21 protein-coding genes are annotated in these 25,575 nt (G+C 70.1%); 13 read left to right on the top strand and 8 right to left on the bottom strand.

Features of this window, described 5'->3' with window-relative positions; all coding sequences use genetic code 11:
• Positions 1-3: 3 nt before the first annotated feature.
• Together ACGFSB_RS11665 and ACGFSB_RS11660 are read right to left on the bottom strand one after the other, a co-directional pair.
• Entirely contained in the window at positions 4-2,292 is a 2,289-nt protein-coding gene (locus ACGFSB_RS11665; RefSeq protein ID WP_393397243.1) for a molybdopterin oxidoreductase family protein, read from the bottom strand.
• Positions 2,293-2,417: 125 nt separating this feature from the next.
• Complete coding sequence (locus ACGFSB_RS11660) at positions 2,418-3,050, bottom strand: TetR/AcrR family transcriptional regulator (RefSeq protein WP_393397241.1); 633 nt, start codon at positions 3,048-3,050, stop codon at positions 2,418-2,420.
• Positions 3,051-3,152: 102 nt separating this feature from the next.
• Between ACGFSB_RS11660 and hmgA the strand changes: the two genes are divergently transcribed.
• From hmgA to ACGFSB_RS11645, 3 genes are all read left to right on the top strand, one after another.
• Positions 3,153-4,508 (top strand): homogentisate 1,2-dioxygenase, encoded by a 1,356-nt coding sequence (gene hmgA / locus ACGFSB_RS11655; RefSeq protein WP_393397239.1) that lies wholly within the window; start codon positions 3,153-3,155, stop codon positions 4,506-4,508.
• A gap of 99 nt (positions 4,509-4,607) precedes the next feature.
• Positions 4,608-5,357: a GntR family transcriptional regulator gene (locus tag ACGFSB_RS11650; RefSeq protein ID WP_393397237.1), complete on the top strand. Its 750-nt coding sequence runs from the start codon at positions 4,608-4,610 to the stop codon at positions 5,355-5,357.
• A 15-nt stretch (positions 5,358-5,372) separates the two neighbouring features.
• A complete protein-coding gene (locus tag ACGFSB_RS11645) occupies positions 5,373-6,572 on the top strand; it encodes a type ISP restriction/modification enzyme (RefSeq protein ID WP_393397235.1) in 1,200 nt (399 codons plus the stop codon).
• 45 nt (positions 6,573-6,617) lie between these two features.
• On the opposite strand, the gene ACGFSB_RS11640 is transcribed toward ACGFSB_RS11645, so the two are convergent.
• On the bottom strand, positions 6,618-7,328 hold the full coding sequence (locus ACGFSB_RS11640; RefSeq protein WP_393397233.1) for a TetR/AcrR family transcriptional regulator: 711 nt from the start codon (positions 7,326-7,328) through the stop codon (positions 6,618-6,620).
• 63 nt (positions 7,329-7,391) lie between these two features.
• Between ACGFSB_RS11640 and ACGFSB_RS11635 the strand changes: the two genes are divergently transcribed.
• Complete coding sequence (locus tag ACGFSB_RS11635) at positions 7,392-8,336, top strand: ATP-binding cassette domain-containing protein (protein ID WP_393397231.1); 945 nt, start codon at positions 7,392-7,394, stop codon at positions 8,334-8,336.
• Between the two features lie 88 nt (positions 8,337-8,424).
• Positions 8,425-9,207, top strand: a complete 783-nt coding sequence (locus ACGFSB_RS11630) for an ABC transporter permease (RefSeq protein WP_393397229.1) — start codon at positions 8,425-8,427, stop codon at positions 9,205-9,207.
• 6 nt (positions 9,208-9,213) lie between these two features.
• On the opposite strand, the gene ACGFSB_RS11625 is transcribed toward ACGFSB_RS11630, so the two are convergent.
• Complete coding sequence (locus ACGFSB_RS11625) at positions 9,214-10,341, bottom strand: serine hydrolase domain-containing protein (protein WP_393397227.1); 1,128 nt, start codon at positions 10,339-10,341, stop codon at positions 9,214-9,216.
• A 71-nt stretch (positions 10,342-10,412) separates the two neighbouring features.
• Between ACGFSB_RS11625 and ACGFSB_RS11620 the strand changes: the two genes are divergently transcribed.
• Positions 10,413-11,063: a TetR/AcrR family transcriptional regulator gene (locus tag ACGFSB_RS11620; RefSeq protein ID WP_393397225.1), complete on the top strand. Its 651-nt coding sequence runs from the start codon at positions 10,413-10,415 to the stop codon at positions 11,061-11,063.
• A 350-nt stretch (positions 11,064-11,413) separates the two neighbouring features.
• Here the strand turns inward: ACGFSB_RS11620 and ACGFSB_RS11615 are convergent, their stop codons facing one another.
• Both ACGFSB_RS11615 and ACGFSB_RS11610 read right to left on the bottom strand, forming a co-directional pair.
• Positions 11,414-11,686: a hypothetical protein gene (locus ACGFSB_RS11615; protein WP_393397223.1), complete on the bottom strand. Its 273-nt coding sequence runs from the start codon at positions 11,684-11,686 to the stop codon at positions 11,414-11,416.
• Positions 11,687-11,802: 116 nt separating this feature from the next.
• Complete coding sequence (locus ACGFSB_RS11610) at positions 11,803-12,516, bottom strand: anti-sigma factor (RefSeq protein WP_393398054.1); 714 nt, start codon at positions 12,514-12,516, stop codon at positions 11,803-11,805.
• Between the two features lie 339 nt (positions 12,517-12,855).
• Between ACGFSB_RS11610 and ACGFSB_RS11605 the strand changes: the two genes are divergently transcribed.
• The gene (locus ACGFSB_RS11605; protein WP_393398052.1) at positions 12,856-14,442 is read left to right on the top strand and encodes a serine/threonine-protein kinase; all 1,587 of its coding nucleotides are present in this window, start codon (positions 12,856-12,858) and stop codon (positions 14,440-14,442) included.
• A gap of 60 nt (positions 14,443-14,502) precedes the next feature.
• Here the strand turns inward: ACGFSB_RS11605 and ACGFSB_RS11600 are convergent, their stop codons facing one another.
• Positions 14,503-15,327 carry an SGNH/GDSL hydrolase family protein gene (locus ACGFSB_RS11600; protein WP_393397222.1) on the bottom strand — a complete coding sequence of 275 codons (825 nt, stop codon included), beginning with the start codon at positions 15,325-15,327 and terminating at the stop codon, positions 14,503-14,505.
• A 234-nt stretch (positions 15,328-15,561) separates the two neighbouring features.
• Between ACGFSB_RS11600 and ACGFSB_RS11595 the strand changes: the two genes are divergently transcribed.
• The 6 genes from ACGFSB_RS11595 to ACGFSB_RS11570 all read left to right on the top strand — a co-directional run bounded on the left by ACGFSB_RS11595 (position 15,562) and on the right by ACGFSB_RS11570 (position 24,120).
• Positions 15,562-15,993, top strand: coding sequence for a hypothetical protein (locus ACGFSB_RS11595; RefSeq protein WP_393397221.1), 432 nt, complete (start codon positions 15,562-15,564; stop codon positions 15,991-15,993).
• 1 nt (position 15,994) lies between these two features.
• Complete coding sequence (locus ACGFSB_RS11590) at positions 15,995-17,095, top strand: GNAT family N-acetyltransferase (RefSeq protein ID WP_393397219.1); 1,101 nt, start codon at positions 15,995-15,997, stop codon at positions 17,093-17,095.
• A gap of 382 nt (positions 17,096-17,477) precedes the next feature.
• Entirely contained in the window at positions 17,478-18,317 is an 840-nt protein-coding gene (locus ACGFSB_RS11585) for a glycosyltransferase family 2 protein (protein ID WP_393397217.1), read from the top strand.
• Complete coding sequence (locus tag ACGFSB_RS11580) at positions 18,314-19,345, top strand: glycosyltransferase family 2 protein (RefSeq protein ID WP_393397215.1); 1,032 nt, start codon at positions 18,314-18,316, stop codon at positions 19,343-19,345. Before ACGFSB_RS11585 ends, ACGFSB_RS11580 begins: the two co-directional genes overlap by 4 nt.
• Before the next feature lie 31 nt (positions 19,346-19,376).
• Positions 19,377-20,177 (top strand): polysaccharide deacetylase family protein, encoded by an 801-nt coding sequence (locus tag ACGFSB_RS11575; protein WP_393397213.1) that lies wholly within the window; start codon positions 19,377-19,379, stop codon positions 20,175-20,177.
• Positions 20,170-24,120, top strand: a complete 3,951-nt coding sequence (locus ACGFSB_RS11570) for a lipopolysaccharide biosynthesis protein (protein WP_393397212.1) — start codon at positions 20,170-20,172, stop codon at positions 24,118-24,120. The genes ACGFSB_RS11575 and ACGFSB_RS11570 overlap by 8 nt, the downstream gene beginning before the upstream one ends.
• 27 nt (positions 24,121-24,147) lie before the next feature.
• Here ACGFSB_RS11570 and ACGFSB_RS11565 read toward each other — a convergent pair whose 3' ends face one another.
• The gene (locus ACGFSB_RS11565; RefSeq protein WP_393397210.1) at positions 24,148-25,572 is read right to left on the bottom strand and encodes a xylan 1,4-beta-xylosidase; all 1,425 of its coding nucleotides are present in this window, start codon (positions 25,570-25,572) and stop codon (positions 24,148-24,150) included.
• Positions 25,573-25,575 lie beyond the last annotated feature (3 nt).

Below are 25,575 nucleotides of genomic sequence, written 5' to 3'. Positions count from 1 at the left end.
AGGTCAACGAGTTGCTGCGGGAAGCAGGGGCGCGAGCGACACCGGGAAGCCGTTGAGGACGGCCGTCCCGGAGAGCGGGTCGAGGAGCGTGCCGTCCAGAAGCTGGTTCACATTGACTCCCGGATCCTCGGCCGCGACGGCAAGCCGGGTGCCGGGGCGGTCGTGGCCCCAGCCGTGCGGCAGGCTGACCACTCCGGGGCGCACGGCGTCCGTCACCTCCACGGGCACGGAGATCTGGCCTCCGGCGGCCTCCACGCGCGCGTGGCCGCCGTTCTCGAGGCCGACGCGGGCCGCGTCATCGGGGTGGACGTGCAGGGTGCAGCGGTTGGAGCCGCCGACGAGGGTGCGGACGTTGTGCATCCAGCTGTTGTTGGAGCGCAGATGACGGCGGCCTACGAGGACGAACTCGTCCGGGGTGGCACGCAGCGCGCGCGTGAGGCGCGGCAGGTCGTCCGCGATGGGCCCCGGAAGGAGCTCCACGCGGCCGCTGCGGGTCTTGAGGACCTGCGGGAGGCGTGAGCCGAGGGGGCCGAGGTCGATGCCGTGCGGGTGAGCGAGGATCCGGTCGAGAGTGAGGCCGTCCTCGCGTGCGCCGAAGCCGTCTCCGTAGGCGCCGAGCCGCAGCATCAGGTCGAGCCGCCGCTCGGGGCCGCTTTCGCCGGTCAGCTCGGCCGCGAGTTCCTTGGGATCACGGCCGTACGCCACCGAGTGCGGCTGGGTGACGGCCTTGCCCAGGGTCCGCTCGATGACCATGGTGTCGACGGCGGCCGGATCGGCGCCGTGCATACCTCCCCCAGACTCCGTCCGGGAGGTGCCCCCAGCCGCCAGGACCAGCCGGGAAAGGATCTCGGTCTCGGCCATCCTCCCCTCCTCCAGGGGAAGCGCGGCGCGGCTGTAGCGGACCTGGTTGCGTACGGCGAGCGCGTTGAAGGCGAAGTCGAAGTGGGTGCTCTGGGCGGGCGGGGGCGGCGGCAGGATCACGTGGGCGTGGCGCGAGGTCTCGTTCAGATACGGGTCGACGCTCACCATGAAGTCGAGTGATTCCAGGGCCTTGTCGAGACGGTCGCCATCGGGCGCCGAGAGGACCGGGTTGGCCCCGATGACGACGACCGCGCGGATCGCGCCGTCCCCCGGGGTGTCGATCTCCTCGGCGAGCACAGCGATCGGCAGTTCGCCCTTGGCCTCCGGGTGCCCGCTCACACGGCTGTGCCAGCGGCCGAGCGCGAAGCCCTTGCCGGGTCCTGCCGGGCGGGGTTCGCGGTCGGTGGCGGAGAGCGGGAACAGGGCGCCGCCCGGCCGGTCGAGGTTGCCGGTCAGGACGTTCAGGACGTCGACGAGCCAGTTCGTGAGCGTGCCGTACGCGACGGTGCTGGCGCCGACCCGGCCGTACACGGCTGCGGTGGGCGCCGCCGCCAGGTCGCGGGCGAGGGCGCGGATGGTGCCGGCGGGGATGTCGCAGGCCGCCGCCACGGCGTCGGGGGTGAAGTGACGTACGGCGTCGCGCACCTCATCGACGCCCTCCACCTGGCCTTCGAGCGCGCCCAGGTCGGTGAGCTTCTCCTCGAAGAGGACCTGGACCATCGCCGCGAGCAGCAGGGCGTCCGTGCCGGGCCGGATCGCGAGGTGCCGGTCGGCGAGCTTCGCGGTGCGGGTGCGGCGCGGGTCGACGACGGTGAGCGTGCCGCCCCGCGCGCGCAGCGCCTTCAGCTTGCCCGGGAAGTCGGGCGCGGTGCACAGGCTGCCGTTGGAGTCCAGGGGGTTGGCGCCGAGCAGGAGCAGATGGTCGGTGTGGTCCAGGTCGGGCACGGGAATGGCGAGGGCGTCGCCGAAGAGCAGCCCGCTGGACACGTGCTTGGGCATCTGGTCGACGGTGCTCGCGGTGAAGACGTTGCGGGTGCCGATGGAGCTCAGCAGGACGGGCGGATAGAGGCCGCCCGCCACGGTGTGCACGTTCGGGTTGCCGAGGACCACACCGACCGACTGCGGCCCCTGCTGCTCGATGAGCGGCCGCAGCCCGGCGGCGACGGCGTCGAACGCCTCTGCCCAGCTTGCCTCTTGGAGTATGCCGTCCTTGCGTACGAGGGGGCCCTTCAGGCGGTCGGGGTCGGAGTCGGCCTCGCCGAAGGAGGCACCTTTGGGGCAGATGAAGCCGTGGCTGAACACATCGTCCCGGTCTCCGCGCGCACCGGTCACGCGTGCGCCGTCGGCGGTCCCTTCGATGGTGAGCGTAAGTCCGCAGGTGGCTTCGCAGAGGGGGCAGATACGCAGGGCGATGCGGGCGGTGCTTGGCATGGAGGACCCTCCGGGGCGGCGGCGACGGCGCACGTGCGCTCTCACCATACCGACCGGTATGCATGGCGTCAGGCCCCTTGCGGGGGTGACGTCGCAAACCCGCGAGCCCCGCCCCGGCCCCCGGTTCAGTCCATCGAGCCCGCGAAGTAGGAGTGCAGCAGGGTCCGCGTCTCGTCGATCAGGTCCGGGTCACCCGACGGGTGTGCGCGGAAGGCGAGTTGGAGCACGGCGTCCACCGCCTCGACACCGACGAGCACGGTGCGGCGAAGCTTGGCGTCAAGCGGCCGGCCGAGGTGGGCGGCGAGCAGCCCCGCCACCCGGTCGGCGACGTCCGAGTTGGCGTCGGGCATCGCGTCCGGGGCCGAGGGGATGCCGAAGTCGACCAGGCCGAAGCCCGGGACGGTGCGCTTCATGCCGAGATACTCGTCGAAGGCCGCGTCGACGGCACCGCGCCAGTCGCCGGGCTCCACTCCGGTCATACGTGCCGCCACGCGCTCCCCGTACGCGTCGAGGTTGCGATGGGCGAGGGCGTCCGCCATGGCCCGTTTGTTGCCGAAGAAGCGATACACCGAGCCGATCGGGACGCCCGCGCGGGCAGCCACGGCACGGGTGCTGAGGTCTTCGTAGCCGACCTCGTCCAGGAGCTCGGCGCAGGCGTCGAGGATGCGGGCCAGGCGCTCGGCGCTGCGCTCCTGCACGGGCACGCGGCGCAGGGTTTTCGGGGGCGGCGGAGGCTTCGACTGATCACGGTGGGGCATCTCCGGGAGAGTAGAGCATTGTTCACATCCATGGATCCCCCTTGCGGAAGGAAAACCTGAATCCTACGGTGTCACATAGGAATCGTTGACGAGGGAGCGATGATGAGCGGGGAACACACGAGCGACGCCGGGCGTGGGGACACGGGCGACGCACGCAAGACGGCCGAGGCACTGACGTACCTCTCCGGTTTCGGTAACGAACACAGCTCCGAGGCAGTGCCCGGCGCCCTGCCGCACGGCCGCAACTCCCCCCAGCGCGCCCCGCTCGGGCTCTACGCCGAGCAGCTGAGCGGCACCGCCTTCACCGAGCCCCGCGCGCACAACCGGCGTTCGTGGCTGTACCGCATCCGCCCGTCGGCCGCGCACCCGGCGTTCACCCGGGTGGACAACGGCGCCATCCGGACGGCGCCGTTCGCCGAGACCGCCGACCCCAACCGCCTGCGCTGGAACCCGCTCCCCGAGCCGGCACCCGGCACGGACTTCCTCGCGGGCCTGTGGACGGTGGGCGGCAATGGGGACGCCACCCAGCGCACCGGCATGGCCGTGCACCTCTACCACGCCAACTCGTCCATGAGAGAGCGGGTGTTCAGCGACGCGGACGGCGAACTCCTCATCGTCCCCGAGCAGGGCGGCCTTCTGCTGCGCACCGAGTTCGGGCTCCTTCGCGCGGAGCCCGGCGAGGTGGCGCTGATCCCGCGCGGGGTGCGCTTCCGGGTGGAACTGCTCGACGCGAGCGCCCGCGGGTACGTGTGCGAGAACTACGGCGCCGTCTTCCAGCTCCCCGACCTGGGCCCGATCGGCGCCAACGGCCTGGCGAACGCACGGGACTTCAGGGCTCCTGTCGCCGCGTACGAGGACAGCGCCGCGGGCGAGCGGCCGGTGGAGGTGGTGAACAAGTTCTGCGGGAACCTGTGGCAGGCGACCTACGACCACTCGCCGCTCGATGTCGTCGCCTGGCACGGCAATCACGTCCCGTACGTCTACGACCTGCACCGTTTCAACGTCCTCGGCACCATCAGCTACGACCACCCGGACCCGTCGATCTTCACGGTGCTCACCTCGCCGTCCGATACGCCGGGCCTCGCGGGCGTCGACTTCGTCGTGTTCGCGCCGCGCTGGCTGGTCGGCGAGGACACCTTCCGGCCGCCGTACTTCCACCGGAACGTGATGAGCGAGTACATGGGCCTGATCGAGGGCGCGTACGACGCGAAAGCGGAGGGCTTCGTGCCCGGCGGCGGCTCCCTGCACAACATGATGTCGGCGCACGGCCCCGACCGCGACACCTTCGACAAGGCATCGGCCGCCGAGCTCAAGCCGCAGAAGATCGACGACGGGCTTGCGTTCATGTTCGAGACGCGCTGGCCCGTTACGGCGACCGAACAGGCAGCTCAGGCGTCCCACCTGCAGCGCGGGTACGACGATGTGTGGGAGGGTCTGGAGCGCCATTTTCGAATCTGATCCGGCTACGGAACGGCTTCGGACGCGGCACTGACCACTGACGAGGACTGCCCCGGACCGACACCGACCCGGACCGACCCGGACTGATTCGGAGAGACCGTGACCGCTTTCGCCCCGGACTCGATCGTCCTGAATCGCAAACTGCCGCTGTGGTATCAGGTGTCGCAGTCCCTGCGCGCCTCGATACTCGGCCGCTCCCCCGACGCCCCGCTCCGCCTCCCCACCGAGGAGCAGCTGGCGGGGCACTACGGAGTGAGCGTCCTGACCATGCGGCAGGCGCTCAAGGAGCTCGAGGACGAGGGCCTGATCACCCGGCACCGGCGGCGCGGCACGTTCATCGAGCCGAGCGTCCAGCGCGGCTCCCCTGTCCGGCTGCTCGGCTCCGTCGACGCGATCGTGGCCCAGCAGTCGGGCATGAGGAGCCAGCTCCTCGCGCACGGCACGGTTCCGGTACCCGGCGAACTCGTCGAGCACTTCCCGGATCTGGCCGAGGTGGCGACGTACCACCGCCTGCGCAGCGACGAGAAGACGGGCGAACCGACCAATCACGCCCACAATTTCATCCGCCCCGAGCTCGCGGAGCGCGTCGACCCCGACGATCTGGCGCGCTGGCCGATGACGAAGGTCCTGCGCGATGTCGTGGGCGTCCGCATCAGCCGCATCACCGACACCGTCGAGGCCACGCTCGCCGACCCGGAGACGGCCCGCCTGCTCGAAGTGCCGCTGCTCAGCCCGATACTCCACTACACGGGCATCACATACGACGAGGACGGGCAAGCCCTGGACGTCGCCCGCATCCACTACCGCGGCGACCGCTTCTCCTTCACGGTCACCCTCGACGCGACGTAAGGGTCTCGACGTACGATGCCGGGCGTGACGCACGACGAAGCGGCGCTGCTCGCCGACCTGATGCCGTGGTCCGTCGCACCGCTCCGGCCGGGCCGTGGGTGGCCGATGGGCCCGGACGCCGCATCCCTCAGAGCCCGTTGGGCCGCGTTCGTGCGCGCGGACACCGCGGGACGCGAGGAGCTCCTCTCCCCCTCGCGCTCGCGCACCCTGCACACCGCGGTCGCCCAACTCCCCGGCCACCAGGGCGAGACGGTCCCGCTGGCCGCCGCGTCGGGCCCCTGCCCCGATCCCGTACGCGTCCTGCACGGCCCCTTCGACGAGCAGTGGCTGATCCCCGACCACCGGCTCATCGACGCCGCACGGCCTGAGCTGTGGCGGGTCGCGGGAGCGGGGCAGCTGTTCCTCGTCGAGCAGGGTTACGTCACCGGCTCCTCGGGACCCGCGGTTCTCGCATCCGCCGTGCTGCCGGACGGCCGCTCCCCCGCCGGCCGGCCGGGGCGGATCCGCCCGCTGTTCCGCCGCCCCGGTGGCCTTGAGCCCAATGTGGCGCCGGGGCTTCTCGCCCATCTCTCCGGGGTGCTCGGTCAGGACGTCGGCGCTGTTGACCTGCTCGCGTGGACGCTGGCCGTCGCGAAGGGGTCGTCGGCGGGATGCCGGGTGCCGCTGACGTCCGACGCCGAGGTCTGGGCGCGGGGGACGGAGCTCGGGGGCCGCATCCTGGGGCTCCAGGCGCGCGGTGACGGTGCGCGGCCGAAGCTTCCCGGTGGGCGGCGGCCCTACGTACGGGCGCCGCTGCCCGCCCGTCCGGTCGAGCTCGCGTACGACGCCGACGAGGAGGCCCTGTGTGTGGACGAGGGGCGCATCTCGCCGGTGCCTCGGGAGGCGTGGGACTTCGAGGTGAGCGGGGTGCGGGTGCTTGAACTGTGGTTCGCGCGGCGCATGACGGTGGGCGACGCGGGGTCCCTCGAAGCGATACGTCCCGGAAAGTGGCCGCAGGCCTGGACCTCGGAGCTGCTCGAACTGATCACGGTGCTCACGCTGCTCGCGGAACTGGAGCCGCTCCAGGCCGAGTTGACGGAGGCGCTCGTCCCCGCCGGCACGGCGGCCGAGCTGCGCGGGGCGGGAGTGCTGCCGGTGGCCGCCACGGCCCGGCGCCCCGCGTCCGTCCTGGACCACCACGAGGAGGGGCCCGGCGGCCAGTTCGCCCTCATCTGAGGTGACTGTCCGAGGTGACTGTCCGAGGTCACTGCCTGAGGTCACTCAGGCGTATGAGTCCAGGAGCCTGTTCAGCATCCGCTCGAAGAGCTCCTCCGCGTCCCCCGGCGCAGGCGCCTGCGCGAGCGCCGCCGCGAGCCGCGGATACGCCCCACCGGCCACCTGCCCGGCGAGATACGCGAGCCGCACCTGCTGCTCCCGCTCCTCCGACCACGGCAGTGCCCGCGCACGCTCCGCCACGGCGAACTCGTTGGCGACGTACGTCATGACCGAGCCGTTGATCATCCCGATGAGTTCGATCTTGGTGCCGTAGGGCGCGTCGAGCCCTTCCAGGGCGCCGAGGCAGTGCTCCAGATACCGCAGGGCGTTCGGGCTGAAGCCGTGGAGCGACGACATGATCCGCGGGAGCCACGGGTGGCGCCGCATGATCTGGCGGATCTGGCGGCCGAGCGCCAGCATCTCCGCGCGCCAGTCGCCGCCCGGCGGCCCCGCGGGCAGTTCGTACTCACCGCTCACCGCGTCGACCATCAGCTCGTACAGGTCTTCTTTGCGCGGTACGTAGTTGTAGAGGGACATGGTGCCGCAGCCGAGCTCGCCCGCGACCCTCCGCATGGAGACCGCGTCGATGCCGTCCGCGTCGGCGATGCGGACGGCCGCCGCCGCGATGTCCGCCCTGCTGTACGCGGGCTTCGGGCCTCGGCCCGCCCGCTCGGGACGCGCCCAGATCACTTCCGGTTCGGCCGCTCGGCCCGCCATTGATCATCACCTCGCCACCCATGTTAGTTACGTACAGCGTACGTAGTGCGGTAGCGTATCGACATGACTTCTACGTACGCTGTACTTAGTGAAGGTCTGGAGAAGCGCTTCGGGGACGTCCACGCCCTGCGGGGGCTCGATCTCGCCGTCCCCGAAGGCACCGTCTGCGGGCTGCTCGGCCCCAACGGAGCGGGCAAGACGACGGCGGTGCGGCTGCTCACCACCCTTCAGACACCGGATGCCGGGACGGCTCTCGTCGCGGGGCACGACGTGGTGCGGGAGGCTGCCACCGTGCGGCGGCTCATCGGCGTGACCGGGCAGTACGCCTCCGTCGACGGGGATCTGACCGGGCGGGAGAATCTGCGGCTCTTCGCCCGGCTGCTGCGGGTGCCCGCGCCTCGGGTCCGGGGGGACGAGATGCTTGAACGGTTCGGCCTGGCAGAGGCCGCAGATCGGCCCGCTCGCACCTACTCCGGGGGGATGCGGCGGCGGCTCGACCTCGCGGCCAGCCTGCTCGTGCGGCCACGCGTCCTCTTCCTTGACGAGCCCACCACCGGGCTCGACCCGCACAGCCGTAACGGCATCTGGGGCGCCGTGCGGGAGTTGGCCGCCGAGGGGACGACCGTGCTGCTGACCACGCAGTATCTGGAGGAGGCTGACCAGCTTGCCGATGAGGTCGTCCTGATCGACGGGGGGCGTGCGGCGCATCGCGGGACGCCCGCCGCTCTGAAGGCGCAGATCGGGAGTTACGTCGAGGTCGTCCTTCCGCGGGATGCGGCGGAGCAGGTGTTGCACGCTGCGGCGGTCGTCCTGGATCAGCTGACCGGGGCCGAGCCGGTCCTGGACGCCGATCGGCGCACCGCCGGGGCCGTTGCCCTCGACACGGCTCTCACGCTGCCGCGCATTGTTCGTGAGCTGGATGCTGCCGGGGTGCCTGTCGTGGACGCGAGTCTGCGGGCGCCGACGCTGGATGAGGTCTTTCTGCGGCTCGTCTCCCGCGCTTCCTAGACCGCCGCTTCGCGACGGATTTTTCCCGCCCACCCACCCGATTGCCCCGCAGGAGGGGTGGGTGGGCAACTACCCACGGAGATCCCCCTTGAGCACCATCCTCTACGACGGCACCGCCGTCCTCGGCCGGCATCTGCAGCGCATCAAGCACGCGCCCGCCATCCTCGTCATGACACAGACGATGCCCATCGTCTTCCTGCTCTTCTTCGGTTATGTGTTCGGCAGCGCCCTCGCCATGCCCGGCGCCGACTACCGCGCCTTCCTCGTTCCGGGGATGCTCGTCGCGACCGCCGCGAACGGCATCATGACCGGCATGTTCACCGCCGCCCAGGATTCCCACCGGGGCGTCATGGACCGGTTCCGTACGATGCCCATGAGCCGCTCGGCGGTGCCGCTCGGGCAGGCCGTCGCCGATCTGCTGACCACCGCCGTGGGGCTCCTGCCGCTGATGCTCGTCGGGCTCGCGATGGGGTGGCGGATCGAGGGAGGGGTCCCCCAAGCCCTGGGCGCCTTCGGCCTGTTGCTGCTCTTCCGGTTCACGACGACCTGGATCGGCATCCTGCTCGGCCTCGCCTCACAGAGCGAGGAGGCGGCGGGGCAGCTGGGCGGTGCGACGTTCATGCTGCCGCTGCTCTCGAACGCGTACATCCCCGCCGACGGGCTCCCCGGCTGGCTGCGTACCGTCGCCGAGTGGAACCCGATCAGCGCGGTGGCGACGGCGGTGCGCGATCTGTTCGGCAACGCGCCCGTACCGACGGACGCCGCGTGGCCGGTGGCGCACCCTGTTGCCGGGTCGATCCTCTGGTCGCTCGTGCTGCTCGCCGTGTGCGTGCCGCTCGCCGTCCGCCGGTACGCACGCGGGGGACGGTGAGCGGGGTCAGCCGTACATCGCCACGCGGTACAGAGTCGCGATCGCGTCGTCGATGGGATGGGGCTGCGGCTTGCCCGAGGAGTCGAGCGTGTTCCACCTCTGCAGGTTCACCGCGACCGCCATCTGCCGCTTGCCGTCGGCACGGATCACGGCCAGCGCTCCACCGCCCCAGACCGTGCCGCCATGCCCCCAGAAGGTGTCCTGGCCGGGAGCCTTGGTCGGGTACAGGCCGAGGCCGTAGTCGACCACCTTTCCCTCCTGGGAGACGACCGGGACGGTGCGTTGCATCTGCGCCAGCGACGAGGGGCTGACGATGTCCCCGGCCAGCAGCATCCCGAAGAAGCGGTTGAGGTCCGCGACGGTCGATATCAGCGAGGCCGAAGGACCCACGAAGGACATGTCGTAGACGCTGTAGTCGCGCGGCGGGTCGACCTTGCCGAACCATGCCTCGTAGAGCCGCGAGTGCGGCCCGTCGATGTGCGGCCCGGCGGGGAGTTCGGTGTCCCGGAGCCCGGCGCGCTCGATGACGTTCCGGGTGATGTACCGCTCGGCCGTAGTGCCGGTCACCTGTTCCAGGAGTTGGACGAGGAGCAGGTAGTTGGTGTTGGAGTACACCCCCGGAGCGCCACCAGGGGCGCCGACGGCAGGTGCGGTGACGCCCATCTCGATCAGTTCAGTGGGGTCGAACCGCGTGAACCTGTGGTCGTCCAGGCTCTCGGGCCGGGTATCCGCGGGAGAGGGGAACGCCTTGAGGGAGGGGTAGGCGTACGGGAGGTACTCGGCGAGGCCGCTGGTGTGGTTGATCAGCATCCGGACCGTGATCGCAGCACCGCGCTCGCCGGGAACCAGCTTCGGGAGGTACCGGCTGATCGGTGTGTCGAGACCGATCTGACCGCTCTCTACCTGCTGCAGGACCGCGGCGGCGGTGAAGGTCTTGGTGATGCTGCCGACGCGGTGCCGCATGTCGGCGGTGACGGGACGGCCGGTGGCGACATCGGCGACCCCGGCGGCGCCGCGCCAGACCTGGTCACCGTCTCGCACCTCGGCGAACAGGCCCGGCATCCCCGCGCGGTGGACGTTTTCGATGGCGGCGTTCAGCGCCGCGGAATCCATACTCATGCCCTCATTGCTCATGTCCTCATTATGCACGCGGTGCGTGCAACACCAAGTGCACAGGTAGGATGAGATCCGGTGAGAGGAGCAAGATGGCAGGCCGAAGGCGTTGGTCGACCGAAGAGATCCTGGATGCGGCGGCGGAGCTGCTGCGCACGAGCGACGCGGATTCGTTCAGCGTGCGCAAGCTGGCCGCGGCCCTCGGGACCGATTCCTCCAGCCTCTACCGGCACTTCCGCAGCAAGACCGAACTGCTGCGCGCGGTCGCCGACCGGATTCTCCTGGCCGCGATGGAGGGCTATCGCCCCGAGGGCGACTGGAAGCAGCGCATCACGGCCCTGGCCCTGCGCGTGAGAGAGGCCTTCGGACAGCAGCCCCAGCTCGCCGCGGTCTGGGGGCGCTACGCATCGAGCGGCACCGGTTCCCGGCTGGTCATGGAAGAGGTACTGGGGGCGCTGCGCACATCGGGGCTGCCCGACGAGGAGATCCCGGCGCGCTACCACCGGATCGCGGTCCTCCTTGCCGCGCTGATCGCCTCCGAGGCCGGGGTCAGCGCGATCACCCCGGAAGAGCACGATCAGGGCATGGAGCTGTTTCGCGTGGCGGTTCTGGGCGCCGACCCCGAACGCTTCCCGGCTCTGGCCCACTTCGCCCGCGACGTCCGCCCCCTCGGGGTGGATCGCCGCGCCGCGTTCGAAGAGATCCTCGCCGCCCAGCTCGCCCACATCGAGGCCGCGATCTGACCGAGCCGGCCGATCAGCTGGGGAGTGCCTTCGTATGCTGGGGCTAGCGCGGCGCCCATCGAGCCACCGCCCATGAACACCGGGTTGGGTGGGGTCAGTTCACCGATCTTGCCGTACGTGCCCTTCTGGGGCAGACCGAGGGACACTCCTGGAGCTCCTTGGCCAACTCATGGGCATCGGAGGAGAATTGGGGCGGGCCTATCTCCCGCGTGTTCGCGTGCAGGAGTTCCACGAAGGCCTTCGCCGCGGTGGTACTGCCAGGGGACGTCAGGTGCGTACGGGAAGCGGAACGGGTGGGTGGATGGGAGCGATCCGCCGCGAACGGCGGCCCAACCCCCGACCACCCGTGGTCAGCGACGACCCCCGAAAAGCGTGCGCCGCAGCCTTCGCAGCGGCGCGAAAAGCGAAACTCGCCGCACACGCGCACCGCGCGCGCTGCGGTTGTGCGCGGCGCCACGTGACGTGAGCTCACGCATCAGCAGCGTCGCCTCCGCCGCCTCACGCTGCGGGACGGCGGGACCGCCCAGCACTGAGAGATGGCGGTCGAGACGCGAGCTGGTCGCGCTGCTCCCGCAGGTGATCGCAGGGACACGCGCCCTGCTGCGCACCGTTATCTGTTCCATGTCACTCCCCACCCGTACGAGGGCACCCGGCCCAGGGCAGGTTAACCCTATCGCTCCCCAGTGACACTCGTGTATCCCGGTCGCAGGATTCACCTTCCCCATAAGGAGGTTGACGATTACTCTCCGAATACAACTGATTCCAGGGCGAGTTGGACAAGAGGGGCAGAAGTGGGCCTCTTCGAGCCTCCACCGGGCTCCGTCGTCACGGCCAGTGAGCTCGCGGACGCGCTCAGACCTGCGACGATCACCGGCGTTTCACCCTTGAGCAGGCCCAGGGAGCGGGGCCCGGACGCGGGGCGCAGCAGCCACAGTTGGTGCACGCGACCCTGAGGCGGCCCGCCGAGCCCTGTGACGGTCACCACGGCGCGCCGCCTGGACTCGGAGGCGACGATGTTGATGCCGCGCCCCCTCGCGTCCCTGTCCCCGGTCGCGCGGGCGTCCGGGGCGGCCAGGACGTGGGTCATCTCACGTGCGTTCGCACGCTCCTGGTCGAGGCGGTCGTCGGTGCGGATGAGCTGGACAGCGAGGATCGCGGATGCGGCGAGCGCGAGGGCCGCGGCGGGAACAGTGACGGCGACAAGGAGCACGCGGGCGCGTGGGGGCGCACTCGACGTGACGGGCGCCTGCGGGAGCGGCTCCTGCTCCGTCGTGCGTACGGCGGTCAGGATCCGTTCCCGCAGGGCGGGCGGAGGAGCGGCCGCTGTGGCCGCTGCCAGGCGTACGGCGTCCTCGGCCAGGCCTCTCGTCTCCGCCCGACAGCGTGTGCAGCGGGCCAGATGCCGTTCGAAGCGGCGCAGTTCACGGCCGGTCGGCGCCGCCGCCCTCGGCAAGGCCTGGTTCGGGCTTCTGCTCGTGTGCGCGTACGGAGTGGGGCTCGCCCTCACGCTCACGGCGGCCGGGTTCCTCGTGGTGCGGGTCGGGGCCGCTGCCGGGCGACGGGTCCACAAGCCCCGGTGGCCGCACCGGGCCACGCACCGGTTCCTGCCGCTCGGTTCCGCCTGCGTCGTGTTCGCCCTTGGGTGTGGATTGGTGTTCAAGGGGGCGGCAACGGCGCTCGGTTGAGGTAGTTTTGTGGAGAATCGCACTGCGGATGGGGGACGCCCGTGAGCGACGACGAGCGCGTGATCGCGGGGCGCTACCGCCTGCTCGCCCCCTTGGGCGAGGGCGGTATGGGCACGGTCTGGCGGGCCCGCGACGAAGTCCTCGGCCGCGAGGTCGCGGTCAAGGAAGTGCGCGCCCCCGCCGGGCTCCCGGCGAGTGAGGTCGACCGGCTCTACGCCCGCCTGGAGCGCGAGGCCTGGGCCGCCGCCCGTATCCCGCACCGCAATGTGGTGACGGTCTATGACGTGGCGAGCCAGGACGGGCGCCCCTGGATCGTCATGGAGATCGTGCGCGGGCTCTCGCTCTCCGATGTCCTCGACGTGGAGGGGCCGTTGGCACCGCAGCGTGCCGCGCACATCGGTGCCGAGGTGCTCGGCGCCCTCCGTGCCGCCCACGAGGCGGGCGTCCTGCACCGTGACGTCAAGCCCGGCAACGTACTCGTCGCCAATGACGGGCGCATCGTGCTCACCGACTTCGGGATCGCCATGGTGGAGGGAAGTTCGGCCCTCACCATGACGGGTGAGGTGGTCGGGTCCCCTGAATTCCTCGCCCCTGAGCGGGCGTTGGGGCGGCGGCCGGGACCGGAGTCCGATCTGTGGTCCCTCGGGGTGCTGCTCTACGCGGCCGTCGAGGGCAGTTCGCCGTTCCGGCAGGACACGCCTCTCAGTACGTTGCGTGCCGTGGTCGACGAGGAGCTGCCGCCGCCCCGGAACGCGGGGCCGCTGGCCCCGGTCATCGACGGGCTGCTGCGGAAGGACCCCGCGGCGCGGATTTCCGCCGCCGATGCCGAGGACCAGCTGCGGCTCGTGGCCGCGGGCGGCACGCCTCGGACGGAGTCGCCGGGCGTTCCCTATATGCCGACGGTCACGTCACAGCAGCAACAACAGGTGTCTCCTCTGCCGCCGCCTGCCCCGATGCCGCAGCAGCCCCTCGTCACGACGACCACCACCGTCCCCCCGACGCGTTCGCGCCGCACGGTCCTCGTCCTCACCGCGGGCTTCGTCGCCCTCGCGTTGGCCCTCGCCGGACTCACGTACGCCCTGATCAATCGCGACAACGGCGGCGGCAGCGGCGGCACCTCCGGACAAGGCAGCGGCAGCGGCGGGAGCGGCGGCGGCTCCGGCGGGGGCAAGAGCGGCGGCAGCAATACCGGCGGCAGCGGAGGCAGCGGAGGAGGAGGCTCGAGCAGCAGCAGCGAAGAGGGTTCCACCGGTGGTGGTTCCACGACCGGCGGCGGGGGTGGCAACGGCGGCGGCAAGACCACTCCCCCGGTCCAGACCGTCAAGGTCTCGGTGTCCGGCACGAACACGGAGTACAGCGGCGTCTGCCCGCCGGCCGCCGGGCAAGCCCCCTCGTTCACCGCGACGTTCACCGTGGGGCGGGTTCCGGTCACCGTCGACTACCGCTGGGTGACCAAGTCGGGTGCGCCGAGCGACCCCGGCTGGAAGACGTTCAGCTTCGCCTCGGGAGGGGGCAGGACCAAGCAGGTGCAGCACACCGAGCCGGGCGGTACGGAGCCGGGCTCGACGTATCAGAACGCGATCAGTGTGGAGGTGCGCAGCCCGGTGAAGGCCACCTCCAACTCCGTTGCGTACACCTGGACATGTGAGAAGGAGACCCCGACGGACGGGGCCTCCTCCTACGCGCCGGACTAATGCCGGACTAGCGTCGAACCAGCGCCGAACTAGCGCCGGACTAGCGCCGGACAGAATCGGTCAGGATGCAGCGGCGCTGAACACGGGGAGGTAGCCGCCGGACTGGCCCGCGGCCGTGGGGTGGTAGGACTCGCCGATGTTGGTCCAGTTCACGCTGTGCAGCCACGGGCTGCCCGAGCAGATCTCGTGCCCGGTGAAGGTGGAGGTCACATCGCCGAAGGCGAAGCCGTGGTCGGCGGCGCGCTTGGCCGTCGTGGAGTTGAGGAAGTCGGCGGCGCTGTTGATCGCACCGCGCTCCTTCTCCGAGAGCCCTGCGACACAGCCGCCGCCGAGCTTGTAGAAGCGGGGGTAGCCGAGCACGACGACCTGGGCGGCCGGTGCCTTCGCGCTGATCGCCGTGTAGACCTTGTCGAGGTTGCCGGGCAGCGTCGTCTCGACGTAGGAGCGCGCCTGCGCGATCCGTGCGAGACAGCTGCTTTCGGACTGGAGCACGCAGGTCGTCATGACGTCGGAGAACCCGGCGTCATTGCCTCCCACAGAGAGGCTGACGAGGCCCGTGCCGGAGCCGAGCGGGCCCATCTGGTTGGCGAGAACGTCACCCGTACGGGCACCGGAGCAAGCCGTGAAGGAGAAGCTGGAGGGTGAATGGGCGGCCGCCCAGAGCGCGGGGTACGCGCGCGGGGTGCGCTTGCAGTTGCCGCTTCCGCTGTCGTAGGCACCGGCTCCGACGCCGGACGAATAGGAGTCGCCGAGCGCCACATAGCCGGTGGCCGCGGCCTGTTGGTCGGATTGCTGGTCCGCTTGAGCCGCTGTGGCCCCGGTGAGGGCGAAGGCGGTAGCGAGGAGGAGTGAGGAAGCGTATGCCGTGATTCGGGACAATCTCATGGAACCTCCCTTAGCAGGATTTCTGCCACGACTGTGGTACCACTCCCCTCAAGGCATCGATAGTGTTCATGTCAATTAGTTCGCCTCTAATTCCCTTGCCCACGGAGGGAGTTCCCTTCCGGTTCAAGGCCACGACGTCGAACATCTCCACACTCCCTCCGCATCTTGACGCGCCGCCGTGGACTGCGCGACATTGAAGCCCGGCATCCGGCGCTTCGGGGGGCAAAGTCGCCAATGCAGACCATCAGGATCAAGTCACCGTCATCAGACACCGGGATCGGCCCAAAAGACCGGCCGGACCGGCACGCGGACGCGCTGCCGCTGCTCGCGGGCGTGGCGGTGGCAGTCGGCGCGGCAGGCGCGGTGCTCGCGCTCACGGACATCGATTCGCCGCTGCGCGGACCCCTCACCCTCTTCTTCCTGCTGGCCGCTCCGGGCGGGGCAATCGCCGCCGCCCTGCGGGGACTTGAATCATGGGGCCGGATCGTGGCTTCCGTTTCCGGTGCCGTCGCGGTCAATCTGTTGGTGGCCCAGGCGATGCTTGCCCTGCACATGTGGTCGGTTCGCGGCGGGGTCGCCGCCGTCACCGTGATCGGTTTGCTCATCTATCTGCTGGTAATGGCGCGGCGCATACGACGCCGCACCCCGACGAGGCGGACCTCCTGACGTGGACATCACCGTGCACCGACCCGGGGAACTCACCGCAGCGGACCGGGTGGCCTGGACAGCACTCCAGTCCAAGGCCCATCTCAACGGCTCGCCCGAGCTCGCCAATCCGTTCCTCTCCCCGGAGTTCACGCTCTCGGTGGGCCACTGGCGGCGCGGGGTGCGGATCGCGGTCGTCCGCGAAGGCGGGGAGCCCGCGGCGTTCTTCCCGTTCCAGAGATCCATCACCGGCGTCGGCCGGGCCGTCGGCCTCGGCGTCTCCGACTGCCAGGGTCTGGTCCACCGGCCCGGCTTCACCTGGGACGCACGGGAGCTGCTGCGGGCCTGTGGGCTCGCGATGTACGAGTTCGACCATCTGGCGGGCGGCCAGCAGCCGTTCGAGGCGAGCGCCTCCGACTCCTTCGCGTCACCCGTCATGGACATCGACGAGGGGTACGAGGCCTATCTCGCCCACCTCCGCGCGCAATCACCGAAGTTCACCCGCACGACACTCGCGAAAGAGCGCAAACTCGGGCGCGAGCACGGCACCGTGCGCTATGTGCACGACGAGCGCGACCCCGAAGTCCTGCGCACCCTCATGGGGTGGAAGTCGGCCCAGTACCGCAGGACCGGCCGCAGCGACCGCTTCGCGCACGGCTGGATCGGCCAGCTCGTCCGGCAGCTCTTCCACACCAGGTCCGATCAGTTCGCCGGCTTGCTCTCCGTGCTCTACGCCGGTGACGTGCCGATCGCCGCACACTTCGGGCTGCGCTCCGAGCGGGTCTTCGCCTGCTGGTTCCCGGCGTACGACCCCGCGTTCGCGAAGTACTCGCCCGGCCTGATCCTGCATCTGCGCATGGCCGAGGCGGCCGCCGCCGACGGCATCGCGTATCTCGACCTGGGGCGCGGCCAGAAGGAGTACAAGGACTCCCTGAAGACACGCGAACTCACCGTGTCCGAGGGGTGGGTGGCGCTCCGCCACCCGGCAGCCATCGGCCACCGGGCGCGGATCGCCCCGGTCAGAGCGCTGCGCAACACCGTCCTGTCCAGGCCGGAATTCTTCGAACCGGCCGACAGGCTGCTCAAACGGATGGGGAAAGTCCGATCAAGAAACAAAGAATAGGAAGAAAGGAGTAGGGCACTCCACATGTGTCCGCCAAGACTGGCCAAATCATCAAAAACGTGAGGCCATGTCCCAGGTCTTGCCATACGGTCTCAATCATCAATACCGTCTTACATCCACCCGCATCGGTCCATCACGCAATGCGATCTGGGGGAGGGCTCAAGATCGCGGTGGCTCCGGCGCGGGGCGCGGTAGGGGGGTGCCGTGCTCGGCGACTGCATCTGTGCCGTGTCACGACCCGCGCAATGCCAGCTCACTCGGCATGCATGGAGATCCATTTCGTCATGCGCACATGCGCAAGTGAGAACCCCCCTTTCGAACCGGATACATATCCGGACTGCCCGGGGGCGGGCGGTCCACCGGACGAGAGGGACCAGACTCAATGAGTTCTTTTGTGCGCCCGGCAGAGCCGGGCCAAGATCCGTTAGAGAAGCCCGAGCCTACGCCGACCGGTAACTACCGGCCGATTTCGAATCACTTGGCGATCAGACCGCCGGTGAGCGTCGTGATTCCCGCGATGAACGAAGCGGAGAATCTTCCCTACGTCTTCAAGACGCTGCCCGACTGGATACACGAAGTCGTGCTCGTGGACGGAAATTCCACCGATGACACGGTGGCCGTGGCCCGGGAACTGTGGCCGGACGTGAAGGTCGTCCGGCAGCTCGGCAAGGGCAAGGGCGACGCCCTGATCACCGGATTCGCGGCGTGCTCCGGCGACATCATCGTGATGGTCGACGCGGACGGCTCGGCCGACGGGCACGAGATCGTCAGCTATGTCTCCGCCCTCGTCTCGGGCGCGGACTTCGCCAAGGGCTCACGGTTCGCCAACGGCGGTGCCACGGACGACATGACGCCGATCCGCAAGCTCGGCAACCACGTCCTGTGCTCCGTCGTGAACGCCAAGTTCGGCGCCCGCTACACCGACTTGTGCTACGGCTACAACGCCTTCTGGAAGCACTGCCTCGACAAGATCGAACTCGACTGCACGGGCTTCGAGGTGGAGACCCTGATGAACATCCGGGTCGTCAAGGCCGGGCTCAAGGTGCAGGAGATACCCAGCCACGAGTATCTGCGCATCCACGGCGCCAGCAACCTCAGAGCCGTACGCGACGGACTGCGCGTCCTGAAGGTGATCCTCACCGAGCGCTCGAACCGCCGTGGGCAGCAGCGCCGCCGCTCCCGCGCTGTCGATTTCCGCACCCGCCAGGGAGAGGTGTCTTGAGCGCTCCCCACCACCACGGGGGAGACACGGACGCGGGCATCTCCGTCGTCATCTGCGTCTACACCGAGGACCGCTGGGAGGACATCCTCGCGGCGGTCACCTCGGTGCGGACGCAGTCCCTGGCGGCACTGGAGACGCTTCTCGTGGTGGATCACAACGCCTCGCTCCTGGAGCGGCTCACCAAGGAGTACAAGGAGGCCGAAGGGGTGCGCGTGCTGGCGAACGCGGGCCCCCGCGGCCTCTCCGCCGGCCGCAACACCGGGATCGCCGCGTCCGGCGGCGAGATCATCGCGTTCCTCGACGACGACGCCGTCGCGGAGCGGCACTGGCTGCGCCACTTCGCCGAGGGGTACGCCGACCCGGCGGTCTTCGCGGTCGGCGGGCGCACCATGCCCATCTGGGAGTCCAGGCGCAGGCCCGCCTGGTTCCCCGAGGAGTTCGACTGGGTCGTCGGCTGTACGTACAAGGGGCTGCCCCAGGGACGCGTGCGGGTGCGCAACGTCCTGGGCGGGAACGCCTCGTTCCGTCGCAGCGCGTTCGAGGCGGCGGGCGGCTTCGCGACCGGCATCGGCCGCGACGGCGACAAGCGCCCCCTTGGCTGCGAGGAGACGGAGCTGTGTATCCGTCTCACCCGGGCAAGGCCGGACGCGATCCTGCTCATCGACGACCGCGCGGTGATCCATCACCGCGTCCCCGCAGCGCGGGAGCGCTTCCACTACTTCCGCACGCGGACGTACGCGGAAGGCCTCTCCAAGGCGCTCGTGGCCCGAAGTGTCGGCGCGGACAAGGGGCTCGAGTCCGAGCGGCGGTACGCCACCCGCGTACTGCCCGCAGGGGTCGGGCGCGGACTGCGTGACGCGCTGCTCGCACGGCCTGGCGGCGCGGGCCGTGCGGGCGCCATCGTGGCGGGAGTGCTCACCGCGGCCGGAGGGTATGTCCTCGGAAGCGTTCGCGCGCGCAGGGGAGGCGCCACTTTCTCGGTCGTGGAGATCGGCCCGAACGCGGACGGTGAGGGGGCTGCCGCATGAGCACGGCACCGAAAGGCCGAGGGGGGCCTCGATGAGCGCTCCCGTGCCCATACTCATGTACCACTCGATCGCCCATGAACCATCCCTGGCCACCCGGGAGTTGTCCGTGTCGCCGGGCGCGTTCGCCGAGCAGCTCGAGCTGCTCGGCGAACGCGGGTTCACGCCACTGAGCACGGCGGGGCTCGCCGCCATCTGGCGCACGCCCGGCCGGGCGCTGCCCGCGAGGCCCGTCCTGATCACCTTCGACGACGGCTATGAGGGTGTGCACCGGCACGCGCTGCCCGTGCTCGCCAAGCACGGCTTCGCGTCGACGCTGTTCGTCTCCACGGGCTGGCTGCGCGGGGAGCACGACACCGGAGGCGGCATCGACCTGATGCTCGACTGGGACCAGGTGCGCCAACTGGCCGCCGCGGGCACGGAGATCGGCGGGCACAGCCACACGCACCCGCAGCTCGACCAGCTGGACGACGACGACCTCGTCTTCGAACTCCTGCGGTGCAAGGAGATCGTCGCGGACGAACTCGGCACCCCGCCGGTCTCCTTCGCCTACCCGTACGGCTACTCCAGCCGCCGGGTGCGCCGCACCGTGCGTACGGCCGGATTCGCCCAGTCGCTCGCGGTCGGCAACGGCCTCGCGCGGCGCGGCCAGGGTCCTTACGCCCTGCAACGGGTGACCGTGCGCCGCTCCACCGGCATCGAGGAGTTCGAGCGGCTCGTCGATGGCCGCGCGATCGCCCTCAACTTCGCCAGGGACCGTGCCCTCACCAAGGGGTACGCCGTGGTCCGCAGAGCCCGACAGGCCCGCCGGAAGGCAACCCGTACCCGTGGCTGACACGACGACCGCCCAGGCAGACGTCCCTGGGTCTCCGAGCACCGAGCAGCGGCCGACGACCGGTAAGCCGGGCAGGCAGCGCAGAATCCGCCTGCCCGGCAGGGGCGGCGACGGTGGTGGGAGCCCCCTGTTCCGCAACGCCTACGCGCTGATGCTGAACACCGGCATCTCCGGCGTGCTCGGCGTCGGCTTCTGGCTGGCCGCCGCTCGGTACTACTCCGAGTCGGCGGTCGGCCAGGGCTCGGCGGCGATCGCCGCGATGAAGCTGCTCGCGGGGCTCACCGCCGTCACCCTGACGGGGGCACTCGCCCGCTTCATCCCCATCGCCGGGCGCGCCACGGGAAAGCTCATCTTCCGTACGTACGCGAGTAGTTCACTGGTCGTCGCGTTCGCCGCGCTGATCTTCCTGTTCACGCTCGACCTGTGGGGACCCTCGTACAGATTCCTGCACGGCCCGCTGAACGGCCTCGGCTTCATCGCCGCGGTCGTCGCCTGGTCGCTGCTCACCCTCCAGGACGGGGTGCTCACGGGTCTGCGCAGCGCGCTGTGGGTGCCGGTCGGCAACACCGTCTTCTCGATCGTCAAGCTGGGGCTGCTCATCGCGATAGCCGTGGCGATCCCGACGGCGGGCGTGTTCGTCTCGTGGGTCGCCGCGATCGCCGTGTCGGTCGTGCCGCTCGGCTTCCTGGTGTTCCGGCGGCTCGTGCCACGGCATATGAAGGCGACCGAGGACAAGGCGCAGCCGCCGACGCTGCGCGAGATGGGCCGCTTCCTCGCGGGCGACTACACCGGCTCGCTCTTCTCGCTCGCCGTGGTCTATCTCGTGCCGGTGATCGTCGCCTCGCAGGTCAGCTCGGTGAACAACGCGTACTTCTACATCACCACCACGATCGGCGGCACGGTCAATCTGCTCGCCATCAACATGGGCGCTTCGCTGACCGTCGAGGGCGCGCACGACCCGGCGCGGCTCGCGGCGAACACCCGGGCGGCGCTGCGCCGGATGGCGCGGATCATGCTGCCGGTGTGCGGGCTCCTGTTCATCGGGGCGCCCTACATCCTGGGCGTCTTCGGCCAGGGGTACGCGGATGCGGCGACGCCGTTGCTGCGCTGGTTCGCGGTGGGTGCCGCGCTGCGGGTCGTCATGGAGACGTACTTCGCGGTGCAGCGCGCGCAGAGCCGTACGTCAGGGATCGCCTGGATGCAGGGCCTGTTGTGCCTCCTGGTGCTCGGTCTGACGCTGATCCTGCTGCCGCGGATGGGTCTCATGGGGGCGGGTGTCGCGGAGATCTCCAGCCTCGCGGTGATCGTGGCCATCGCGGCGCCGAAGCTGTACCGAGTGGCGCGGGCGGCTCCCTCGTCCGCGCCGGCCGACAGCGCGGCGCCGGACGGCGATCTGGCCGATCTGGGGACGCCCGAGGCGCTGCCCCCACACGCCGTCAAGAGCGCGGGCGGGGAGAAGGAGCGGCGGGGGCCCGCCTGGTCGCTGCGCGACTCGTTCGACTCGGACACGCTGCATCTCGCGGTGCAGCTGGACTTCGACCATCAGGAGCGCAGGCCGGACGTGCGTCCTGGGCCGGGTACGCCGGCCGACGGAACACCGGCGTTCGGCAAGAAGGCCGACGGGGCCGGCTCGGGGCGGCCCCCGTCCGACAGGGCCGGAGCCAAGGACGACAGTGGAGCCAGGGGGGACGACATGGAGAACCGGCCCACCTGGGCACTGAGATCACCGGCGGCATCCCCCGAGCCGCCCGAACCGGCGCCGCCCTCCTCCGTCTCCTCGTCCGCCTCCTCCGCCGTCTCCTCCGCCGTCCCTTCGCCCGTCCCCTCGTCCGCCTCCTCCGCCGTCACGGCACCCGCCGAGGAGCCTGCCACCGCCGTACGCGCCCCCTCGCCGCCACCGACCGAGCCACTCGTCGGGCCCGCCGAACCACTCCCCCGGCGCCGATCCGTCATCATGGCGCTGCTCCTCGCCCTCGCGCTCGCCCTCTACTGGCTGCCCGTCATGGGCATCACCGAGGCGGACCTGGACACGATGGGCGGGCTCGGGCTCATCTCCGTCCTGCCCGCGCCGACCCTGCTGGGGGCCGCGCTGCTCATCGGCGTCTTCGGCTCGCTGCTCTGGATGGATCAGCCGCACAAGTGCCTGCTCCTGGTGACGCTGATCGCGACCGTGGTCTGCCTGCACGCGCTACCGGCCGTCCTTGAGGACGAGCCACGGTTCGCGACGGCCTGGCAGCACCTGGGTTTCATGGAGTACATCGACAGGACCGGCTCCGCGGTGCCCGACCTGGACGCGCGCTGGAGCTGGCCCGGGTTCTTCGCCGCGGCCACGTTCGTGGCGAAGGCGTGCGGCGTCTCGGACCTGACCGAGGTGATCCGCTGGTGGCCGTTGGCCATGCAACTGCTCTATCTGGCACCGATGTTGCTCCTTGTGCGCTCGATGCGGTCGTCCTGGCGCGCCAAGTGGGCGGGCCTGTGGATCTTCGTGCTCAGCGGCTGGGTCGGCCAGGACTACTTCTCCCCGCAGGGCTTCACGTATCTGCTCTATCTGGTGTTCGTGGCGGTGCTCCTCGTGTGGTTCCGCGCGCCGCGCATGTTGTGGGCCAAGCGGCGCCCCGGCGAGATGGAGGTCGAGCCCGCCGACCGGCGTCAGCGCGCGGTGCTGCTCATGGTCCTGATCGCCCTGTTCGCGGCGACGGTCCCCGCCCACCAGCTCACGCCGTTCGTGATGCTCGGCGTCCTCGCCGTGCTCGTCCTGGTGGGCCGCTCGGAGCTGCGCGGCCTGCCGATACTCTTCGCGGTCTTCGTCGCCGTCTGGGTCGGCTTCCTCGCGGAGCCGTACTGGTCGGGCCACTTCGACGAGCTGTTCGGCGGCGTCGGCGGCGTCGGCGGAAACGTGTCGTCGTCGGTGTCAGGGCGGATCGAAGGAGGCAGCTCGACCCATCAGCTCGTGCTGTACGCGCGCGTGGCGCTCGCCGGTTGCGTCATGGCGCTCGCCTGCTGGGGCTGGTGGCGGCGGCGCGACCACAAGTACACGGAGCGCTCGCTGCTCGTCCTGACCTTCGTGCCGTTCCTGGGCTTCGGTATGCAGTCGTACGGCGGCGAAATGGCCCTGCGCGTCTTCATGTTCGCGCTGCCCGGCGCCGCGCTCCTGGCCGGACTCGCGCTCTTCCCGAGGGCGGGCATCACAGCGAAGGAACGGGACCGCGACCGGGTGAGCATCGCGCCGCTCGCCGCGCTGATGGCGGGGCTCGTCCTGATGGGCGGCTTCCTGGTGGCGCGCTGGGGCAACGAACCCTTCGAGCGGACGCGGGCCGGCGAGGTCGCTGCGATGGATTACGTGTACGAGCACGACGATCCGACGGTCCGGCTGCTGTGGATGAGCAACGACATCATCGACAACGTGACGCCCGCCCTCCCGTGGGGCACACGTGACATGGAGAAGGTCCAGTACGTCCCGACGCTCGCCCCCGCCGATCCGGTCCTGGTCTCCAGCCTGGTGAAGGCGCTCAAGGACGCGGGCCCGAACTCGTATCTGTTGATCAACAAGAGTCAGACGGTCTATCTCCAGATGGACGTGGGCTACCCCAGGTCCTGGGACTCCCGGCTCATCAAGAACCTGGACAACCGCCAGGAGCTGAAGAAGGTCCTCGCGAACGGGGACGCGACCCTCTACACGCTGCGCAAACAGCCGACCGGCAAGGTCGAGAAGGCCGCGCCAGGACCGATCGGACCGCAGGTGACCTGGACTCCCTGGTCGGTGATCGGCGCGCTCGCGGCGATCGCCCTGGTCCTGCTGCTCGCCGCCCGTGAGATCGTGCGGGTGGCATTGGCGCCGAGCGTGCGGCAACTGCGCTGGCTTCAGTCGAGCTTCTGGTTCTCGCTGCCGCTGCTCGCGGTGCTGCTTGCCTCGCTGATCCAGCGGTTCCTGACGATGGCGTGATGCGTGGCCGAGGTCGGCTGAAGCGGCTTACCGCTTCAGCCACTTCACTTCATACCCCTTCATCGCGAACCGCTTCCCGTCGATCTTCGCGCTGATCGCCCTGTCGAGGGTGTTCACGACGAGCACCGTCTTGTCGTCGGCGAGCACGCGTACGTTCGGTACGTCATCGGGGGCGACGGACACCTTCTCGTACTCGGTGCCGGGCCCGAACGCGTCATTGAACCGGGCGAGCATCTTCAGCATCGGCAACTCACGGCCACCGTCGGAGAGTTGCGTGGACCGCCACAGACAGCCGGCGCAGCTCTCGCCCTTGTTCTGCGGGTTCCAGTAGAAGCCGCTGCTCGCGCCGCCACGGACCATCGCCATCAGGCCGGAGGCCTGGACGGCGACGCGGTGCGGCTCCGACCAGCCGTCACGGTCGTCGTTGCTGTCGCCCGGTTCCACGTAGTACTCGGCCCACCACAGCGGCAGGTCACCGGTGCGCTCCCGCAGCCACTTGCCGACCGCCGTGAGTTTGTCGGTGGCCTTGAACTCGTCGGGGAGCATCTCGTCGTCGGCGGTGTAGCTCGAGCCGTCCACGACGACGAAGTCGGCGCCCGACTTGTTCTTGTTCCAGTAGTCGAAGGCGTCGAGGACCCGCTGGTCCATGCGGCCCCAGGCCCCCTTGACCTTGGTCGACGCGTCTTCGGTCTGGCGCGGGTCGACGCTGTCCATGACGAGGTACGGACCGCCGACCATGATGTCCTTGTTGACCTTCTTGAGCTCGTTGTAGACCAGGTTGTAGAGCTCGGTGTAGCCCTCGTAGTCCCAGCGGCCCTTCTCGTTGCTCCAGAAGCCCTTGAACTCGTTCCAGACGATGAAGTGACGTACGTCCGGATAGCGCTTGGCCACGGTCGCGGCGAGCTTGGCGAAGTCCTTGTAGTGGGCGCGGTCCGGGGCGGTCTCCAGGGCGTCCTGGCTCCAATCGGTCTTGCCCGAGCCGGACTTGCCGCCCTTCATCCAGTCCGGGGAGCAGCACAGCGTGACGACCGGCGTGCCGTCGGTGGCGCGGATGAAGTCCATCCGCCGGTCCATCTCCGCGAAGTCGTAACGGCCCTTGACCGGTTCGGGGTTGCCCGCGCCCCAGCCCATGATGTGCTGGATCTGCGGCAGCGGGGTCGGCTGGTCCGCGAGCATCCGCTCGGCGCGCTCCGTGGCGGCCGCGCCGCCCTCGTCCGCGCTGTACTGGGTGTGAGTGAAGCCCCAGCCCACCGCGGGCTTCGCCTGACCGGGCGGTACGGCGGGGGTGCCGTGCACCTTGTCCCCGTCGCGCGTGGTGCCCTCGGTGCCCGCGCCGCCACCGGGGAACGTGTTGGTGAGGGAAAGGACCAGGGCCAGTGCGGCCACACCAACACCGAGCAGCGCGGTGAGCCGCCACCGCACCGCCGCCGAATTCCACCCATGACGTCCCATCAG

The organism is Streptomyces sp. NPDC048441 (genome assembly GCF_043200235.1).
Taxonomy (GTDB): Bacteria; Actinomycetota; Actinomycetes; order Streptomycetales; family Streptomycetaceae; genus Streptomyces.
The sequence above is the reverse complement of the archived record's forward strand: the minus strand, read 5'-3'. Positions and strand labels throughout refer to the sequence as shown.

What these genes read in the sequence shown, in the direction of transcription:
- ACGFSB_RS11665 (WP_393397243.1), bottom strand. Translation starts at nt 2,292, where the DNA reads ATGCCAAGCACCGCCCGCATCGCCCTGCGTATCTGCCCCCTCTGCGAA.
- ACGFSB_RS11660 (WP_393397241.1), bottom strand. Translation starts at nt 3,050, where the DNA reads ATGCCCCACCGTGATCAGTCGAAGCCTCCGCCGCCCCCGAAAACCCTG.
- hmgA (WP_393397239.1), top strand. Translation starts at nt 3,153, where the DNA reads ATGAGCGGGGAACACACGAGCGACGCCGGGCGTGGGGACACGGGCGAC.
- ACGFSB_RS11645 (WP_393397235.1), top strand. Translation starts at nt 5,373, where the DNA reads ATGCCGGGCGTGACGCACGACGAAGCGGCGCTGCTCGCCGACCTGATG.
- ACGFSB_RS11640 (WP_393397233.1), bottom strand. Translation starts at nt 7,328, where the DNA reads ATGGCGGGCCGAGCGGCCGAACCGGAAGTGATCTGGGCGCGTCCCGAG.
- ACGFSB_RS11635 (WP_393397231.1), top strand. Translation starts at nt 7,392, where the DNA reads ATGACTTCTACGTACGCTGTACTTAGTGAAGGTCTGGAGAAGCGCTTC.
- ACGFSB_RS11625 (WP_393397227.1), bottom strand. Translation starts at nt 10,341, where the DNA reads ATGAGCAATGAGGGCATGAGTATGGATTCCGCGGCGCTGAACGCCGCC.
- ACGFSB_RS11620 (WP_393397225.1), top strand. Translation starts at nt 10,413, where the DNA reads ATGGCAGGCCGAAGGCGTTGGTCGACCGAAGAGATCCTGGATGCGGCG.
- ACGFSB_RS11615 (WP_393397223.1), bottom strand. Translation starts at nt 11,686, where the DNA reads ATGGAACAGATAACGGTGCGCAGCAGGGCGCGTGTCCCTGCGATCACC.
- ACGFSB_RS11605 (WP_393398052.1), top strand. Translation starts at nt 12,856, where the DNA reads ATGGGCACGGTCTGGCGGGCCCGCGACGAAGTCCTCGGCCGCGAGGTC.
- ACGFSB_RS11600 (WP_393397222.1), bottom strand. Translation starts at nt 15,327, where the DNA reads ATGAGATTGTCCCGAATCACGGCATACGCTTCCTCACTCCTCCTCGCT.
- ACGFSB_RS11595 (WP_393397221.1), top strand. Translation starts at nt 15,562, where the DNA reads ATGCAGACCATCAGGATCAAGTCACCGTCATCAGACACCGGGATCGGC.
- ACGFSB_RS11585 (WP_393397217.1), top strand. Translation starts at nt 17,478, where the DNA reads ATGAGTTCTTTTGTGCGCCCGGCAGAGCCGGGCCAAGATCCGTTAGAG.
- ACGFSB_RS11575 (WP_393397213.1), top strand. Translation starts at nt 19,377, where the DNA reads ATGAGCGCTCCCGTGCCCATACTCATGTACCACTCGATCGCCCATGAA.
- ACGFSB_RS11565 (WP_393397210.1), bottom strand. Translation starts at nt 25,572, where the DNA reads ATGGGACGTCATGGGTGGAATTCGGCGGCGGTGCGGTGGCGGCTCACC.